The following is an 18,838-nucleotide window of genomic DNA, read 5'->3' as shown; positions in this document are numbered from 1 at the left end:
GATCGGGTTTCAACGAATTTATCTTCAGAGTATTTCGTTCATGTTCCCGATGACGCCCATCGCGACGGCGCTTGCCCTATGTTTTTGTGCAACTGCCCTGGCCGCGCCCACGGAAAACGGCCATACACCTCGAAGTCTGTTGGCGCAGGCCAAGGGATTGCCGACCGAATTCGAAGAGCATTTCTTTGATGTGCCACTGGCGGTGCGCGTGGAACTTGACCAACAGTTTCTCGGTGAGGCGATGGTCGTGTTGACCCGCGACGATCGCATCACCCTCGTTGACTTCGCCGATGTCAGCGACAGCATGATCAAGCCCAGTGAACGCGACATCTGGGCCAACTATCTGAAACAAGGAGTGGCGCTCGGTGGCTGCCAGGCCAATTGCCCCGAGCAACTGCTGGCCGTGCACTACAGCCTTGAAAACTCACTGGTGTCGATCCTCACCCAAAACGCTGAGCGCGACGATCAGGTACAGCGTTATTACAACCTGCCCGAAAATGGTAGCACCGGGTTGATCGTGCGTAACCAGCTGAACCTCAACGGCGGGCAGAACCAGGACCTGGGCGGGCGCTACGGCCTGGAAGCCAGCAGCAGCCTGGGTAACTGGACCCAGGCCGTCAATATGCAACTGTCTCGACTGGGCGGTCTGGATAACAAGCTGTATCACGCGGTGCATGAGCTCTTTACCCAGCGGGAGCTGGAGGGCAATTTTCTGCGCCTGGGCTATTTCACACCGACGTCCGAAGGCCTGACCCGTCAGCCACGTGCCTTCGGCGCGAGCCCCGACACCGCATTGGGCGTCATGTACGGCAGCTCCGACAGCCTGGCCATCAACAACCCGAAACCGGCGGTCTATCCGATCTACGTCACCGCCAATCGACAGGGTTCGGTGGAGATCTACCGCGACGGTTTGCTGATCAACACCCAGGCGGTGCCTGCCGGGTTGCAGACCCTCGATACGCGTCCGCTGCCCGGCGGTATTTATGAAGTGGAAGTGCGTCTGATCGAAGACGGCCAAATCACCTCCAGCACCCTGGAGCTGGTCTACAAACCCAACAACTGGCGTAACCATGACGAGCGCTGGCGCTATAACCTGTTCGCCGGCCGCGAATCGAAATTGCTCAGCAACTGGGAAGAGCAGGCCGACGGCGACATGACGGCGGGGGCCGCGTTCAACTTCCTGCTGCACCCGCGAGTCATCCTGGGCCTGTCGGGTCGACAGGTGCGCGACGCTCTGCAGTACGGCACGTCGGTCGATTGGGCAATCGTCAACAACGCCAGCGTCTATGCCAACGTATACAAAACCGAGGACTACGGTACCGGCTTCGACGTGCAAGGGCTTTATTCCTATGGCAGCGGCAGCATCGTCGCCAGCCATAACCGTAGCTGGCTCGATACCACCCGGCTGTACGACACGCTGCCCGATGGCACGCGGGTGCGTCAGCGCAATGTATTTATTGGCCAGACCAGCAACTCTTCCCTGTCGATAAACCATCGACTCAACAGCAAAAGCTCGGTCAATGCCCGGGTGTCCCACAGCGAAGGCAACACCAACGGGACGGGCGTGGATCTGGGCTGGACCCAGCGCACCCAACTGTTTGGCAGTGACGCCAATTGGCGCCTGTCGCTGTTTGATCGACCAGGCAGCGTGAGTTCGGGAGACGACCGCAATCGGGGTATCGATTTGAGTGTCAACATCGCGTTGGGTGGCCCCGGTGAACAGCTTTCCGGCAGCATAGGCACTCGCACCGACCGTGATGGCGGGCGCGATAACAACGCTTCGATCACCTACCGCAAAACCCTTCAGGACCATCTGCTGCAAAGCGTCTCCGCCACGGCCATCACCGACACCTACGGCATCGGGTTGAATGCCATGGCGACCATGAGTTCTGACCTTGTCAACGGCGACGGCTTCATCCAGCGCTCGTCCTTCAACAACGACCTAACCGGAGGCTTGAACCTCGACAGCACCGTGGCCGTCGGCGGGCAAAAAATGGTCATGACCAGCCAATATCACCGCAACGGTGCCGGCATGATCATCGACGTGGAGTCGGACATCGAGGACATCGCCTTGCGCGCCGATGACTTGAGCGGTGGCAGCGCGGTGCTCAAGCCCGGGCGCAATTTCGTGCCGATCACCGCGTACAAAAGCAGCTCGGTCAGTTTCGATTTCGAGGGCAACCACGTTCCCGCCGCCACCATCCAACCGGCCCGTTCCAGCTATCACCTGAACAAGGGCGGTGTGGAATATCGCCAGGTGAAAGTGATGAAAACCCTGACCGTCCTCGGGCGCCTGATCGACCCGCAGGGCAACCCACTCAAAGGCCATCACATCATCAACCACGCCAGCCGTGGGGTGAGCGAAGTGGACGGTTTCTTCTCCATGGAAATGAATGCCGGTTCGCCAACCCTGGAAGTGCGCCACGGCAGCCAGTTGCTGTGCCAGTTCCGCCTGGACCCGAACAGTGGACGTACCGAAAACAACGTGCTGATGATCGGCGATTTGCGCTGTACGCCGGATACGTTGGCGGATGCGACTTATCTATCTGAAAGACGGGGTTAGTGGGCGTGGAGGATAGAATCAGCGTGATACGCCTACTCAAACGGACGGCCAACGTTTTGATGTTGTCTGGATTGCTGGGGGCAGTGAGCGAAGCGGCTGTCATGGAGATAGAAGCGAAATTCAGTCCGGATCCATCCAACCCGCTGGTCAATAAATTTATCAATACAACGAAGTTCACCGGGTTCTGCCAGGGTAACGAACCGGCCTGTGAGCGACGAGGACTGTCCAGTTTCAGGACACCCATTACATTCACTGCAACCAGACCAATCCGGGTCCATGAGACCAATCGCCGCGAAGCCGCAATGTTCCGCATCCCGGCGGAATGGCGAACATTGACAGTTACCAAAATGGGGGGTGCAAGCACTGAAACGGTGGAAGTGAAAGTACGTATGCCTGGTTTCGCGGTTAACTATCGCCTCAGCCACGATGCACGCGATTTGGTTGGGCGTCCAGATTTGGGTTCTCACGCCGCTCACGGACTTCTGTGGCAAGGAGGGCTATGGTTGAGTCCTCCGTCACCCTGTCAGTGGGCGATAATGGCGAGTACAAATATGAGGGAGCATGAAACGTTCTGGCTTACTCCGGCGGGTAGCACTTGTCATAAAGCACCTAACTACATTATTCCAGAGTTTGATTATAAGTCTTTTGACTTTGCTTACGAGCTTCAAACCCCTGAGCCCTTGAAGTTGTCGCAAGGTACTTACACCGGAAGTATTCAGTACTCCGTTGGCCCGGGTAAGGATTTTGATATGGGTGATGTCATGTTGCCCAGTGAAGAGTCTCTAACGCTGAACTTCACACTTACCGTTGAGCATATGCTCAAGGTTGAAGTTCCACCCGGTGGTCATCGTGTGGAATTGGTCCCGCAGGGTGGCTGGCAATCCTGGCTGCAACAAGGCCGAAAGCCGACGCGTTTATTCAAGGACCAAACGTTTAATATCTCGGCCAGTTCGCGTTTCAAAATGGAGCTGGAGTGTCAGTACACCCAGGATGGCAATACCTGCTCTTTGCAAGAGCCAATTTCGGGCCACGTTGTTCCATTGAATATCAGCGTAAGTCTTCCACACGGCTTGACCGATGCAAGTGGGCAACCAGTGACCCGTCGACAACTACTTCGTAATGGTAGTGGTACCGAGCTGTTTCAACCCGGTTTTTATGTGGAGCGAAGGCCGGGGACTCTGCACTTCGAAATCCCCTCCCGCGAAGTGGCTGAGATGATTCGGCCGGGCCGATCACGATATTATTCCGGCAATGTAACGGTTATCTGGGATTCGGAAATTTGATTGTTTTCGATATTCAAGTTTATTAAGTGAGGTACTGAAACATGAAGAGCTTGTTAGCCTTAATGGGTTTTTGTTTGTTTGCCCAAACGGTTCATGCCGCACCGAGTATCAATATCGGCACCGTTTACGATTATCTGGACGGTGATAAGAGCACCTATCTGAAGCGTGTATTCAATGGCGGCGACAGCACGGCGTTCGTCAAGGTCAACATTCTCGAAATTCTCTACGACGCCGACGGCAAGTCGCAGGAAGTGCCGCTCAAATCCAACACCGACGGCAAGTCCCGCGATGGTTTGATGGCAAGTCCCGCGCGACTGATCGTGCCTGCCAATGGCATGCAGGGCACCCGTCTGCTGTTCATGGGCGAACGGGACAGGGAGCGTTATTTCCGGGTGCGATTCGTACCCGTGGTGCCGGAGAAGGAGGACGAATTCGCGGTGTCCGGCGAAGAGCGGGAGGACTACAAAAAATCCCTGTCGGCCGGGGTCACCGTACTGGCAGGTTATGGCGCGGTGTTTTTCGTACGGCCAAAGGAAACACGCTTCGACAGTGCGATTGAAAACAACACAGGCACGTATCGGATCCGCAACAACGGCAACAGCGTGGTGGTGGTCGATGAGTTCAAGGATTGTTCGGTTAAAAACGAGCAGGACTGCCAGCCCACCACCAAGCATCACATCCTCGCGGGCCGTACCTTTGAGTTCGAAAAACAGGCCGGTCGCGAATATCGCTTCACCCTGGTTGAAGGTGAACGCAGCAAAAAACTGGACGTGAAGGGATAACCCATGAGCAGGAAGCTGACCCAGGTCTTTTTGTCGGTTGTCGCGATGTGGACGAGCGCTGATGTCTTCGCCGCCCGGGAAGAGCACACCTTCGAAGTGTTCGTGACGATTCCGACCCAGGCGTTTTATGTCATTCCATCGGACCCGGGCTGGATCCATCGCGAACAGCAACTGCCCTGGAACTTGACGTCGTCGACACTGGGTGGCTTGCGCAAGTACTTCGATGTGAAGAACGAAGCGGGCTCGATCGAGGCGCGGCTGGAAGGCCGACCGTATCTGTCCAACGGCACCGACGCCCATGACATTGCCTTGCGGGTGCTGTTCAACGGCAAACAGTTGAGCGAGCACGAGAGCAGCGAGGTGGTGTCCATGGCCGAGGCCGCGCCTGGTAAACGCGTGGTGCTGGAAATCCTCCCGATGCCGCCTGCCGATGGGGTTTACAAGCCCGGCAATTACTTTGGCAGCGTCAACATGATCTTCAACGCGGTGATGCCGGATGCCTGATACCGATTGTGTGGGGCGCAAGGGATGATTCGTTTTCAAGCGTTACAACCATGGGCGGGCGCAATGGCCGTGCTCCTGGGATCGCTGTCATCGGTCTGGGCGCAGGAGGTACAAATTCAAGCCTCGTTCAAGCCGGACTCGGCGAATCCGCAGCGTAACCAATTCCAGAATGACACCCCTCCCAGTGGTTACTGCGCCAGCTATCCCAGCGAATGCCGGGACAACGGGATGTTCAGCCTGCAGGTGCCCATCGAGTTCGACTCCAGTGGGCCAATCGTGGCCAATCATGGTGATGCCCGGCAAGGCGCGATGATCAAGGTCCCGGCACAATGGCGAGAGCTGACGGTCATTCATGAAACGACTGGCGAACCGGAAACAGTGAAGGTTCGAATCGCCGGGTTCGGCTCTGCCTATGTTACTGACGATGTGATTCAGCTGGTGGGCGCAGGTAACGATTATCGAGAGGCCCATAATAAATTGTGGGGCAGCAGTTGGGTGAATGCGCCATCACCCTGCCTATACAGTGGCGTGGGTTTTTTTGCGCCACAAAGGTATCGTTTTTTCTGGAAAACACCTTCTGAAGTTTCATGCCAGAAACAGGCGAAATTCGACGTGCCGTGGATGCGTTACGAATATGTCGATTTTGCGTATGAATTGGTGACCCCTAACCCTTTGGGCATGTCCTCGGGAAAATATCTAGGTAACTTGACCTACACGATCGGCCCCCACGGCGATTTCGACTTGGGCGACATCATGCTGCCCAGCAGTCCTTCATTGACGTTGAACTTCGCCCTGGACGTACAGCACACCCTCAAGGTCGAGGTGCCTCCTGGTGGAAGTCGTGTTGAACTGGTCCCGCAGGGTGGCTGGCAATCCTGGCTGACGCAAGGGCGCAAACCGACGCGCCTGTTCCGCGACCAGACCTTCAACATTTCCGCCAGTTCACGTTTCAAGATGCAGTTGCAGTGCCAGTACGTCCTGGGTAATACCTGCTCGCTAAATGAACCGTTGTCCGGCGACTTTGTGCCATTGAACGTTGGCGTCAGTCTGCCCCCTGGCTTGACGGACGCGGGCGGCCAACCTGTCAATCGTCGGCCATTGCGCCTGGACGGCAGTGGCACGCAGTTGTTCATGCCAGGGATTTATGTGGATCGCAAACCGGGAATCCTGCATTTCGAAATACCCGCCAGTGAAGTGGCAGAAATGATTCGCCCCGGACAACAACGACGGTATTCGGGACGCGTGACAGTTATATGGGATTCAGAAGTTTAGTGTCTTGCGCCAATGCAGTGAAAAGGAGTGCAGCAATCATGGAAATACTCAGGAAAATCATCCAGCTGAGCGGCTTGGGATTGGCGGGTGCGTTCATGCAGACCGCGGTCGCCAGCACCGTTGAAATGACCGCGGTATTTCGTCCCGATCCGGCGAAACCGATGCAAAACACCTTTATCAATACGACCCCTCAGGGCGGGTATTGCGGAGATCATCCCGAGTACTGCGAGGAGGGCGTTTTCAGCATTTTGTTGCCTGTTCGCTTCCGGGCGGCGGCAGATATACCGGCGCTGCATGAGCAGCGTCGGGGCGCGATGTTCCGGGTTCCTTCATCCTGGCGAGACGTCACGGTGGTGCACGACGTGACCGGAGAGTCCGAGACGCTCAGGATGCGCGTGAACGGGATCGGGGCCGCTTACACGATCAAGACGCCTCTGCCCACAGGGGTCTGGCAAAGTACCTGGGTCAATGCGCCTCCCCCTTGTGGATATGGCGGGGTGGGTTATGGCACTGCCTTGTACTATGCGTTCTTCTGGCGAGTGCCGGCCAATGCGGGTGTGTGTGCCAAGCAGGCACAAAAGGACATTACCCAGGACTACCGGTTCGCTTATGAAAACACGGGGTTCAGCTACGAGCTGGCCACGCCCAACCCGCTCAAGATGTCGGCAGGCACCTATCGTGGCGTGCTGAACTACACCGTCGGGCCGCATCAGGATTTCGACATGGGCGATGTCATGTTGCCTGATGACGATTTGATCACCCTCAACTTCACGTTGAATGTCGAGCACACCTTGAAGGTGGATATTCCCCCAGGCGGCAATCAAGTGGAACTCGTTCCGTCAGGGGGATGGCAGGCCTGGCTGACCCAGGGGCGAAAACCGACCCGGTTGTTTCGTGATCAAACCTTCAACATTTCTTCGTCCAGCCGTTTCAAGATGCAGCTTCAGTGTCAAATCACCGGATTAACCGATTGCATGATTCTCGACCCCGTTTCGAAGCGAGCTGCCGTGGTGAAACTGAGCGTCACCTTGCCCAACGGTTTGACGGATATCTTCGGGCAACCGGTCACGCGGCGTCCTTTGCATGTCGGGCAGGCGAATGCCCAGAAATTCCAACCCGGTTTCTACGTGGATCGCGCGCCAGGTACCCTGCATTTCGAGATTGCACCCAATTATGTGGATTACATGATCCAGCCCGGGGTGTCGTCCAGATACTCCGGAAACATCACCGTGATATGGGACTCCGAAGTGTGATAACAGTGGAAGACGCCCTGAAGGCATGATCGCCTTCAGGGCGGGGGCTGATTATCCGGCGTTTTGCAGCGCCGCTCGGGTCAACCGACGGCTCAGCTGTTTTTCCTCGTAGCCGATGTCGTTGAGCAAACCGCCATAGACCTCGTCCGTCATTTCCTCGCCGGTGAGCACAAGGCTTTCCGGGACGTTGAGTTGACTGGCAAGGTCGAGTAACCGCTGCTTGAGCGCGCGTCGTTGCACAATCAACTGCTCTTTGGAACCGGCCCAGGCGCGTTGGGCCTCGCGCAGTTCATCCAGCAGGTCGGTCCTGTGTTCATACATCCGGGCATTGCGCCGGAACTCCGCGGGATAGGTGTCACGCAGGTATTTCTCCCAGTACGGCTGTTCGATCATTCCATTGACCAACCCGTCGCCGGCTTCCATCGACATTACCGTGTCGAACGCCGTGTCGAGCATTTCAGCGTTCACCCTGGCCAATTCGGGATACCGCAACAATGTCGATTGCCACGGCAAATCGAGACGTTGCGCCAGGCCGCTCTCATAGGCGAGGTACACTTCAATTTCGTCGCCGCCCGGACGTTTGGCGAAATCGGCCCGTGCAATATCTTCCACCCGCGCAAGACGGGCCGCCCCTTTTGCCAACCTGACCAACCTGCTTTCCAGCATGGCGCCCGATGTCGACAAGGCATAGGCTTCGGAGGCAAGCACCTTGATGCCCATGTGGTTGAACATCTGGGCTCCCGCATCGGCGCAGGTCGTGGGCGACGTTGCCATTTCGAACAGATCGGCGCGCAACTCGCTGTCCAGGTCGACGGCTTCGACCATTCGCCATACCCGGCTGCTCAGTTGATTACGCAATTCACCGCCGGCCCGGTAATCGGCCGAGGTGGTCTGTTTCTGGATCAAGGCGAAAAACCCTTCAGAGCCAGGCTCGGACATCAGGTCGTGCCAGGCTTCCTGGCGGAAGGTCCCCAACCCGGAGACTTCGGCACTCCACCACTCCGAGTCATCCTTCATCGGCCATTGGGCCATCGCGTCGGTGGCGGCGTCGGTATAGACCTGTGTGGGCGAGATGCCGACCGAGCGTCGATACGCCTGGAACTTGACGACATTGGCCTGAGACAGGTTCATTTCGAACAGGCGGGTCCGCGCCACGATAAACGCATCGTCAGAGCCGGGCACGACGGTGGGAATGATCCTGATCGGGTTTTCCTGCAGATCCAGAAAAAATCCTCGAGGCCGACGCTTGTTGGGCGCAAAGAGCCCGTCGGGCCACGTGGTGGCCCCCGTGTTGCTCAGACTCAGGATGCTGAGCCTGGGCATGCGCTCAACGTTCGGCAGCATCCCCAGCCTTGGGTTGTCATCGAGCCTGAGTGTTTCGATACGGGTCAGGTTTCGCAGCTGCTCGACCGACGCCGGCGTCAGCCTGATGTCGTTGTTCATCAGGCGTAGCGTGCGCAGGTAATGCATTTTGCCGATGCTGTCGGGCAACTGCGTCAAGCCGCAACCGCGGGCGCTCAGTTGCCGCAGGTGGGGGAAGTCTTTCAACAGGCCGGAGGCTTTCTGGGAGAACGTCGTGCGGTCCAGGTTCAACGTGGTGATCTGATCGAGGTAGTGCTTGATGTCCGGCAGTTCCTTCCACCAACGCTTGAGGTCGACAGCGTCGATTTCCGTGGAAAGGTCCAGTGCATAGCCGCCATCGGAAGTGGTGCTGCGCTCGCCGAATACGGTGGGCTTTCTCCTGAAACAATCGATGAGCCGTTCGCTGATGTGCAGCCCGCCACCGCGGACGAACCCTTGGCGATCCGGACCCCAGCTATCAGGTTGCCGATATCGCCATTTATTGAGCAGCACCTCAAGATCATGCAGTTCGCGGTCCAGTCGTGTCAGGGTCTGATGCCCTTGTTCCGGCGAGCCAAGGGATCGCACAAAGGTATCGGCTTCTCGTTCGTTGAAGTGGGGGTAGAGGTCCCGCACCCTTTCCGTGAGGGTGGCTTTGCGGGTGGACAAGCCAGGGCCGCGCAACAGCATCATGTCTTCGTGATCCGCCCGCGGACGGATTGGTGGCGCGAGGAGCACGGTGCGGCGTTCGGCAGGTGTCTGGGTCTTGACCATGACCCATTGTTTGAAAAAACGGCCCTGGCCGGGTCGATAACCCAATTGCGTCTGTTTGTTTTTCGGCAAGGCGTTGAGCACCGCTTCGAAAAAATCGGCGGCTTCCCGCAATTTGTGGTTTTGCGCGTCCCAGACTTCGAAGCGGCTCACCTCATCCCGGACCAGTATCCGGACGGTCGACGCGTCCTGCGTACCCACGCTGCAGCGCAGGGGGCCGGCATCGCTGCCTTCGCGTACTTCGATGCGTAACTCATTGAACGTGTCGGAATGAATCCTGAGCGCATTGAGCACCAGGCTTTCGGTTTCCGGCACCCACTGCGCATCGTCGTAGAACCCTTCATAGGCATGGTTTGCCCGGACTTCGAAGTCCGCTTCACGGGCGCGGATCTTGATGTTCAAAGGCAGGCGCTGCTCTTGTTCCATTCGCTTGAGGTCAGGGCTGTCGGCACGGCTCAGCAGGGTCTTCACCGCACGGGACGGCAGCTGTGCAAACTCATGGCGCACGAGCCTGACCCGGGGATCGTCCGATGCTTGTGCACCTTGGTACAGCTGATTGACGATGTCTGGAAGCAGGCGATTGGCTTCGTCCGCCAGCCGATCGCGCAGCGCTTGCACCTGTTCGCTTTTCGCCATTGGCCGGCCGAGTACTGCTTGCAGTTCCGCTTCATCGAGGAAGTTGACGAGGCTTGGCGCAAACTGGTCGCTCAACAGGTGCGACAGGCTGGTGGCCAGCGTCTGCCCCGCCGTTGCCTCGGGATTGCCGTACTGGCGAAAGGGACCGGTCAGGTCGTCGTTGTGATAAACCTTCAGCGATTTATCCGCAGGCCAGCCGTCCAGGTAGGTCGCCAGCGGTTCAAACCAGTAGGAGGACGGATCCAGCGCCAGCCCTGTGCGAATCCGTTCAATGCCGTTCCGGGCCTGGCGCTGGAGGTGCAGGCGTTCGAGGCTGTCGTCCAGTAGCGGTGGCGCAGCCGTGTTGTCGATGTACATCCGGCGCAGTGCGCCGTCGTCGGTGCCGCTGGCAATGCGCACGTGTTCGAGATCCGCGTCGGTCAGACCGTCGACGGTGTGGCCGAGACGGCGCAGCAGTTTCGGCGTACTCCATGCTCGCGGGTTTTCGCCTTCGTGAGTCCAGGCGCCGAGGCCGTTGTGTCGCAACTCGGGTGAATACGCATTGGCGCGGTGTGGATGCTTGACGCGGTAGTTGCCGGTTTGCGGGTCTTTCTGCACGGCGAAGTGGGTGTCATCCAGCGGCAGGATGTCCTGGCCCTGGTGGGTATGCAGGCCCAGTTCGTCAGGACCGGAGTCGGCCGACAGCTTCACATCCGGCAGTTCGTAAGGCCGCAGATCGGGATGCCACAGGCGTGGCTCGCCATTGGGCAGCGTGACCGGTTTCATGCCTTCGATCAGTGGCGAGAGTTTCAGACGCACGACCTCGCCAATGTTTGCCCCGGCGGCGAACGCCGCCAGTTGAATGGCATCTTCCACCACACCCACGATGTGCTCGACGGCTTCGTTCCACAGCCCCAACGTCATGTCGACGAAGCCTTCGATGACATCGTTGGCGATCTGATAGGCGGTGTAGGCCATCATCAATTCCCCCAACCCCGGCACGAACGGTGTGACGACCATCAGGGCGACGTTGAAGATGTCCGAGACTATTTTCTTGAAATTCTCCCACCAGGCCCATCGGGCATTGCGATCGGTGTCGGCGGTGGACACGGCGATGTGTCGGGCGTCATTGAGGATTTTGTTCAGCTTCTGCTCAAAGCGGTATTTCCAGAATTCGCCGCGGATCGGTGTGGCGCTGAAACGAAGATTGGGCTGCTCGACCGGCACTTCCCGCCAGCTGGGCCCTGGATCCAGCGGATCTTTCTGATGCCATTTCACCTCGAACAGACGCTGCTGCAACCCCCCGAAAAAATGCCCTCGCTCCGGCTGATCGACGAACCGGCTGAAGAACTGGCGATAAGTCATTCCAGTGGACGAGATGAGCGGGTTGTCCCGCAGCTGGCGAGTCAGTTCATTCATGAAGGCGACCGTTGAGGGGTACTCTTTCAACGGATGTTCAGGGTCTTGCGGGACATACGCGAATATCGGCACGACCTCTCGCCTGTGCTCACGGTACAGGTCCGGTGTGATCAATACGATCCCGGCCAGCCGGCTGTCCAGAATGGACAGTTCAGCGAAATGCATCACCCGGCCCTTGCGGGTGAGGTTGCGCTGGCCATCGAGCATCTTCAGGATCAGGTCGCTCGCATCGGCATCAATGTCGCCGGTCATCAGCGCTTGTTGAACGGCTGCCTTAAAGGCAGCTTTCTCGCTGTCGATGATTTTGAGTTGCAGAAAACGCCTGGCGACGGCATCGCCTGGTAGCAAGCGGTCTTCAAGGTATCGGGTATAGCGCGCGCCAATGTCCAGCTCACGACACAGGGTCTGGAACTGGGCGATGGACATTTTGCGTTTGACCGGCAGGACGTCGAACAGACCGCGCTCATCGGGCTGGCTGATGAAGTCGGAATCCGGCTCGCAGGTTTCGCTGCGTGCGAAGTTGTGCAGGGCAGCGTTCAGCAGGGAGACGGTTCGGGTGACGACGCCGCCTGTGACGTCGATGGCATACCAGGGGCGTTCCTTGGGTAAGTAAAGATGCAAGTAAGTGGTTCTGACATCGACATCGACCCCGTACTGTTTCATCAATTCATCGGTGAGCAAGGGTTCAGCGAAGTCATCAACGTTTTGTAACTCTTCGAGAAACCGATCCACCTTGTTCTGGGCAGACCAGAGTTCAAGGTTGGCATCTTGTAACTGTGTGTGAGCAGATCGAGTGGCGGTCCTGATCCATTGTCCGGAACGGGTTTGTGTGAGGCTCAGTTCCCGCGCCCTGCGCAACGAAGCTTCCTTGAATGTCGGGTGAATTCGACTCTGGATGAAAGCGTAGTGACGGCCCTTATCGTCGTCTGCCCCTCCTGGGCGGGCAGTTTTACGTCCTTGTAAATCTGACATTGTTTTTATCAGCCTTGAGCAGTTATGGAAGGCAACAGCCTATCCTTCATCGCTCAAAGTAAAAGTCTGAATTACTGCGCGGAACACCTGTGGAGAATGCCGAAAGCATTGGAATTTTCCATGCCGAAAATAACTATTTACTACCCGGTCAGCGGCGGGAGAGCTCCACGGGCAAACATCCGGTGCCACTCCCCGGTTGCAGATACGGCATCAGGATGGGCGCCATGCCCTTGAGCACTTGCACGGGCAACGCCGAGGTAAATTTGAAGGCTTCGGCCGTGCGCCCCGGCACGTAGGCGGTCAAGGTGCCGAAATGGCTATCGCCGATGTAGAACACGAACGTTGCGGTGCGGTTGATTGATTTCGAGCTCAGAATCCGCCCTCCCGGACCGATGGCTTCTATGCGGTTGTCGCCGGTCCCGGTTTTGCCGCCCATGGCCAGCGGGGTGCCGTTGGCCAGTTTGAAACTGCCTGCCACGCGTTTGGCCGTGCCGGCATCCACCACTTGCGACAAGGCCTCGCGCATGGCGGTTGCCACCTCGGAAGGCATTACGCGTTTACCGACGACCGGATTGTTGATCAGTTGGGTTTCATAGGGCGTACCGGCCGCGAAGTGCAGGCTGTCGATACGCAGCGTCGGCAGGCGTACACCGTCGTTGAGGATGGTGCCGATCAGCTCCGCCAGTGCGGCGGGGCGGTCGCCGGAGCTGCCGATGGCGGTGGCCAGCGAGGGCACCAGGTGGTCGAACGGATAGCCGACTTTCTGCCAGCGTTGATGAATGTCGAGGAACGCCTCGATCTCCAGCATCGTGCGGATGCGGCTGTCACGGGCGCCCTTGTGTTTGCTTTTGAACAGCCAGCTGTAAACCTCCTGGCGTTCGAATTCGCTGGCTTTGACGATCTGGCTGAACTTGGCGTCGGGGTTGTTCAGCAAGTAGCCCATCAGCCACAGATCCAGCGGGTGGACCTTGGCGATGAAGCCCTGATCCGGCAGGTCGTAGCTGCCCGGGCCGTAACTCAGGTACAGGCGTTCGAGGCGTTCGTCGGTGAGTTTTTCCGTGAGCTTGGCGCCCTTGAGGTGTGAGCGCACGAAGGTGTTGAAGCTCTCCTGGTCGGCCTGCGGGAATAGGTAGCGATGCACGGCCGCCATACGGATCGGTGTCGGGTGCATGCTGTCGAGGAAGGTCTCGAGGCGGGTCTGGGTGTCTTTGTTCTGGTACTTCTTCCAGAACCGCAGCAGGAATGCGGTGCCTTCACGGTCGGCGAACTGGGCCAGGTATTCCTGACGCCGCGGGTCGCGGTCGTCCTTGAGCAATTCGGCGCTGCTGTTGGGGCCTGCGTAGGTGCTGTAGCGCACCAGGTCGCGCATCAGCCGGATGAACGGCAGGTTGATCGACTCACGAATGGCATCGCGCAGGGACGGCATGCGGCCGTTGTCCTCCTTGCGGAAGTTAACGAACGTGTGCAGCCCGCCACCGGTGAAAAACGCCTCGCCGGGGCTGGCCGAATATTTGCGATCCAGTGCGGCGCCGAGCATTTTTGGCAGGCTGCGGTCGGTGTTCTGAATCATGTAATCGACGGCCCAGCTGCTCAGGCGATCCTGTTCGGCGACTTCGGTTTTCTTCAGTTCGGCAACGGTCATGCCTGCGTAGCGATCGTGCAATTCGGAGATGATCTGCAGGTAAGTGGTGAGCACACGCATTTTTGCGGTGGAGCCCAGTTCCAGCTTGCTGCCTTCATTGATGTCGAACGGTTGGTCGGTGCTGTCGGTCTGCACCCGTACCCGCGAGCCGTCCGGGGTCAGTTCGAACAGGGTGAAGCTGTAGCGCACCTGCGTGGTGCTGGTGGGGGTGAGCAGGCGTTCGCCGATCAGGCCGATTTCCGCTGCATAGGCTGGGTCGGCCAGATGCTTGAGGTATGCGGTGGCCTGGGTTTGCAGCTCGCCTTGCAGGGTGCTGGTGGCGGAAAGGTCGAGGCGGTCGAGGTCATACAGCGGCCGGTTGAGCAAACTGCCCAGGCGACTGCGCGCGACACTGATGCCTTTGTTGGTTTCGATTGGTTGGATGGTGGGCTGGGTCTGCCAGTCGCGATAGGTCACTTGGCTGGCCAGTGCCGCCGCCGCGAGCGGCGCATCGATCACCCCATTTTGTGACAGCAGGCGAATATGGCTGTCGGTCAGGCTGGCCAATTCATCGCGGCCCTTGGTCAAGTAGTGCGAAGGGCGGCGTTGAGCAATCATCAGCGACAGCATTTCACGCAGGGCCAGGCCTTTTTCCGCCAGGCTTTTCTGATCGGTGTCGGTGCCGGCCAGCCGTTCGTTGGCCTTGTTGAAATCGGCGCCGTACCACACGCGCAAACCTTCGGCCATGCCGTGCACTTCACCGTGGCCCGGTACCGCGGACAGCGGAACACTGTTGAGGTAATCGCGAATCACATTTTGCCGTGCCTGAAGGGTTTCCGGCCCCGTCTGATAGGCCCGCACGCTGGCGGAAATCATTTGGCGGATTTTTTCCGCGCCCGACACAGTCAAGCCGTCGGGCGAGTGTCGATATTTTTCAAGCTGTGTCGCCAGCGTACTGCCGCCCGCCGATTGGCCGGGCAGGCGCAACAGCTTGGCTACCTGGGACCACGCCGCCATGCCGAACCGCGGCCAGTCCACGGCGGGGTTGGCCAGGGGCTGGTGCGGATCGAGCAGAAAGCGGTTTTCGATGAACAGCAAGCTGTTGACCACCACCGGCGGGATCGCGGCAAAGCTTGAATAGAGCTGTTGTGGATACTTGAACTGATACAGCGGGGCCGCACGGCAATCGGTGATCGACAGCCCGGCCTGGATTTTCTCGGTATAGGGAATGAAAAAGCCCTTGTCGCTGTACTTCATCAGCGCAGGCGAAAAGCGGGTTTGCGCCGCTATGACGTAATCGCGCTTGAGCAGGCGCGGCAGAAATTCATCCAGGGAGCTGTAGCCCAGACGCTGATCGAACGGGCCTTCGCCAGGGTAGCGAATCGCGTCGCTGGGGCCGGGTTGCAGTTCGTATTTCAGCGAGGCGGCATATTTGCTGATTTCCCGGGCCTGGAACTTGGAGGTGCGCATTTCCTTGGCCGCGGCCAGGCCCAGGACAATCAGGATAATCAGCAGCAGCAACCAGAACGCCCCCCAGCCGTGCCGTGAACGACGGGGTTTTTCAGGTAAAGGCGCTTCATCCACACGTTCAGTCGGAACCACAGTGTCACTCGAATCGGTTTGCCACAAAGCGCCCATAGTCGACTGATCCATTCACGCAGATTGATCGGACTTGTTTGAAGCTTAGACGGTGGTTGGCGTTGGTGAAAAAATTGTGAACAACCAAATATCAGATGCGCACGATTACCTATGGAGAAGGGCTGTTGTGGCGAGGGAGCTTGCTTGTGGCGAGGGGGCTTGCCCCCGTTGGACTGCGCAGCGGTCCCAAAAACCAGCAACACCGGATTTTTTCAGATACACCGCATGTACAGGATTCACGACTGCTGCGCAGCCGAGCGGGAGCAAGCTCCCTCGCCACAGGGTTATGGTGCTGCTGGGTTCATAGCCAACAGGCATCCCATAGTGGGTAATCGCCAATTTTATTGACCAACCCTGCGCGCAATGGATTGGCAACAATGTAACGAGCGAATGGCAGGAGTCCTTCTCCATCGCGGATTGCCCGGTCGTGGTAGCCGCTTTGCCAAAAAGCCCCTTCATTGTTTGACGCTCGGTTGATGGAGAGTGTGCTGCGAGATTTGGTGGCTTGCATGAGTTGCGCCAGGGAGTGTTGTTCGAGTTGTACCAACCAATGGAAGTGATCTGGCATGACGACCCACGCTATTGAGTTGACCCACTTCTGGTCGTGGGCCCGCTTGAGTTCGGTAACTAACAGACGTCCCAACCGCCAATCAGTGAATATTCGGCGGCGTTGGTGCACAACCGCTGTGATGAGATAGGCCCGACCCTGTTCTGAACATCGTCCATGGCGTAGCAGATGTGAATTTGGTTGTGGATGCATTCCTTGCGCCCTTTTGAAGTTCCCCCTTTGCCCCTAGTCCCTATCTCCAAACCTGAATCTGCAACATTTGACTGAAATTTCCGAAAACCATGCAGGATCCAATTGGGAATAGCGCTTTTGTGGCGAGGGAGCTTGCTCCCGCTGGGCTGCGAAGCGGCCCCAATTCCGGACTTGTCTGATAAATACGATTCACCGGGTTTGCGACTGCGCGCAGTCGAGCGGGAGCAAGCTCCCTCGCCACAAGGTAGGTGTCGTCTGAAAGGGTTGAGCTAGACGCATCAACGAGGTAAATGCTGCCTAGGTAGGGGCATGACGATGCACCATTGCTGTGCAATACTCCGTGCGGTTCCAGTGGCGAAAAAACCTGCAAAAGCCAGGTAATGCCACTCCGTTCTGCGGGAATTACCCGTTAGTTATCGCTGAATATTGTGTTTTATATAGTGAAAACACCTGTCGTTAGCTTTTTATACTGCACGCCCCGCTGATCTTGGAGGTTTTGTCCGACAAGACGTGTCTGTCCACAAGACAGGCCCGGTTTCACCAGGCGCTGGCCTATCGGTCGGCGCTTCGACACTCGGTGGTCATATCCAATAACAAGACGAGGTTGCACCCCTATGCCAGTCGGCAATCACCTGCCTCACGGCGAGACCGCTCAGGGCGGCCCGCTTAAACGCGAACTGGGCGAACGGCATATTCGCCTGATGGCACTCGGTGCCTGTATCGGCGTCGGCCTGTTCCTGGGCTCGGCCAAGGCCATCGAAATGGCCGGCCCGGCCATCATGCTCTCCTACATCATCGGCGGTCTGGCGATCCTGGTGATCATGCGTGCCCTCGGCGAAATGGCCGTGCACAATCCGGTCGCCGGCTCGTTCAGCCGTTATGCCCAGGATTACCTCGGGCCTTTGGCGGGTTTTCTGACCGGCTGGAACTACTGGTTCCTGTGGCTGGTGACCTGCGTCGCGGAAATCACCGCAGTGGCGGTGTACATGGGCGTCTGGTTCCCCGACGTGCCGCGCTGGATCTGGGCACTTGCCGCGTTGGTCAGCATGGGCTCGATCAACCTGATCGCGGTGAAAGCCTTCGGTGAGTTCGAATTCTGGTTCGCCCTGATCAAGATCGTCACCATCATTGCGATGGTGGTCGGCGGTATCGGCGTGATCGCGTTCGGCTTCGGCAACGACGGCGTCGCCCTGGGGATTTCCAATCTGTGGGCCCACGGCGGCTTCATGCCCAATGGCGTGCAAGGCGTGTTGATGTCCCTGCAAATGGTGATGTTCGCCTACCTCGGCGTCGAGATGATCGGCCTGACCGCCGGTGAAGCGAAGAACCCACAGAAGACCATCCCCAATGCGATCGGCTCGGTGTTTTGGCGGATTCTGCTGTTCTACGTCGGCGCCTTGTTCGTGATCCTGTCAATTTACCCGTGGAACGAAATTGGCACCCAGGGCAGCCCGTTCGTGATGACCTTCGAGCGTCTGGGCATCAAGACCGCCGCCGGCATCATCAACTTCGTGGTGATCACTGCGGCGTTGTCGTCCTGCAACGGCGGCATCTTCAGCACCGGGCGCATGCTCTACAGCCTGGCGCAGAACGGCCAGGCCCCGGCCGGTTTCGCCAAAACCTCGAACGGCGGTGTGCCCCGTCGTGCGTTGCTGTTGTCGATCGGCGCGTTGTTGCTGGGCGTGCTGCTCAACTACATGGTGCCTGAGAAGGTTTTCGTCTGGGTTACCGCGATAGCCACCTTCGGCGCGATCTGGACCTGGGTGATGATCCTGCTGGCCCAGCTCAAGTTCCGCAAAGGCCTGAGTGCCAGCGAGCGTGCCGGCCTGAAATACCGCATGTGGCTGTACCCGGTCAGTTCATATCTGGCGCTGGCCTTCCTGGTGCTGGTGGTCGGCCTGATGGCGTACTTCCCGGATACCCGAGTGGCGCTGTATGTGGGCCCGGCGTTCCTGGTACTGCTGACGGTGTTGTTCTACATGTTCAAGTTGCAGCCGACCAATGTGGCGCAAGGCGCGGTGCGTTCGGCTTCGTAAGTTGTAAC

General features: G+C 58.2%; 10 protein-coding genes. 7 read left to right on the top strand and 3 right to left on the bottom strand.

Annotated elements, in window-relative coordinates; genetic code table 11:
• Positions 1 to 40: 40 nt before the first annotated feature.
• The 6 genes from ACEN8R_RS18790 to ACEN8R_RS18765 are packed head-to-tail and all read left to right on the top strand — an operon-like array spanning position 41 to position 7,657.
• Positions 41 to 2,563, top strand: a complete 2,523-nt coding sequence (locus ACEN8R_RS18790; protein WP_026286465.1) for a CS1-pili formation C-terminal domain-containing protein — start codon at positions 41 to 43, stop codon at positions 2,561 to 2,563.
• The gene (locus tag ACEN8R_RS18785) at positions 2,563 to 3,846 is read left to right on the top strand and encodes a hypothetical protein (RefSeq protein WP_495624256.1); all 1,284 of its coding nucleotides are present in this window, start codon (positions 2,563 to 2,565) and stop codon (positions 3,844 to 3,846) included. Before ACEN8R_RS18790 ends, ACEN8R_RS18785 begins: the two co-directional genes overlap by 1 nt.
• Positions 3,847 to 3,887: 41 nt before the next feature.
• Positions 3,888 to 4,628, top strand: a complete 741-nt coding sequence (locus ACEN8R_RS18780) for a molecular chaperone (protein ID WP_457327278.1) — start codon at positions 3,888 to 3,890, stop codon at positions 4,626 to 4,628.
• Positions 4,629 to 4,631: 3 nt separating this feature from the next.
• On the top strand, positions 4,632 to 5,132 hold the full coding sequence (locus tag ACEN8R_RS18775; RefSeq protein ID WP_457327279.1) for a CS1 type fimbrial major subunit: 501 nt from the start codon (positions 4,632 to 4,634) through the stop codon (positions 5,130 to 5,132).
• A 24-nt stretch (positions 5,133 to 5,156) separates the two neighbouring features.
• A complete protein-coding gene (locus ACEN8R_RS18770; RefSeq protein WP_495624255.1) occupies positions 5,157 to 6,404 on the top strand; it encodes a hypothetical protein in 1,248 nt (415 codons plus the stop codon).
• A 38-nt stretch (positions 6,405 to 6,442) separates the two neighbouring features.
• The gene (locus ACEN8R_RS18765) at positions 6,443 to 7,657 is read left to right on the top strand and encodes a hypothetical protein (protein ID WP_495624254.1); all 1,215 of its coding nucleotides are present in this window, start codon (positions 6,443 to 6,445) and stop codon (positions 7,655 to 7,657) included.
• A gap of 51 nt (positions 7,658 to 7,708) precedes the next feature.
• On the opposite strand, the gene ACEN8R_RS18760 is transcribed toward ACEN8R_RS18765, so the two are convergent.
• From ACEN8R_RS18760 to ACEN8R_RS18750, 3 genes are all read right to left on the bottom strand, one after another.
• Positions 7,709 to 12,535 carry an NEL-type E3 ubiquitin ligase domain-containing protein gene (locus ACEN8R_RS18760; RefSeq protein ID WP_495624253.1) on the bottom strand — a complete coding sequence of 1,609 codons (4,827 nt, stop codon included), beginning with the start codon at positions 12,533 to 12,535 and terminating at the stop codon, positions 7,709 to 7,711.
• A 388-nt stretch (positions 12,536 to 12,923) separates the two neighbouring features.
• A complete protein-coding gene (locus tag ACEN8R_RS18755) occupies positions 12,924 to 16,034 on the bottom strand; it encodes a transglycosylase domain-containing protein (protein ID WP_495624252.1) in 3,111 nt (1,036 codons plus the stop codon).
• A gap of 301 nt (positions 16,035 to 16,335) precedes the next feature.
• Positions 16,336 to 16,794 (bottom strand): REP-associated tyrosine transposase, encoded by a 459-nt coding sequence (locus ACEN8R_RS18750; RefSeq protein ID WP_082920823.1) that lies wholly within the window; start codon positions 16,792 to 16,794, stop codon positions 16,336 to 16,338.
• 614 nt (positions 16,795 to 17,408) lie between these two features.
• On the opposite strand from ACEN8R_RS18750, the gene ACEN8R_RS18745 reads away from it, so the two are divergent.
• On the top strand, positions 17,409 to 18,830 hold the full coding sequence (locus ACEN8R_RS18745) for an amino acid permease (protein WP_457327282.1): 1,422 nt from the start codon (positions 17,409 to 17,411) through the stop codon (positions 18,828 to 18,830).
• Positions 18,831 to 18,838 lie beyond the last annotated feature (8 nt).

The sequence above is a fragment of the Pseudomonas sp. Pseusp15 genome (assembly GCF_059492165.1).
This window is presented reverse-complemented; position numbering and strand designations above follow the sequence as displayed.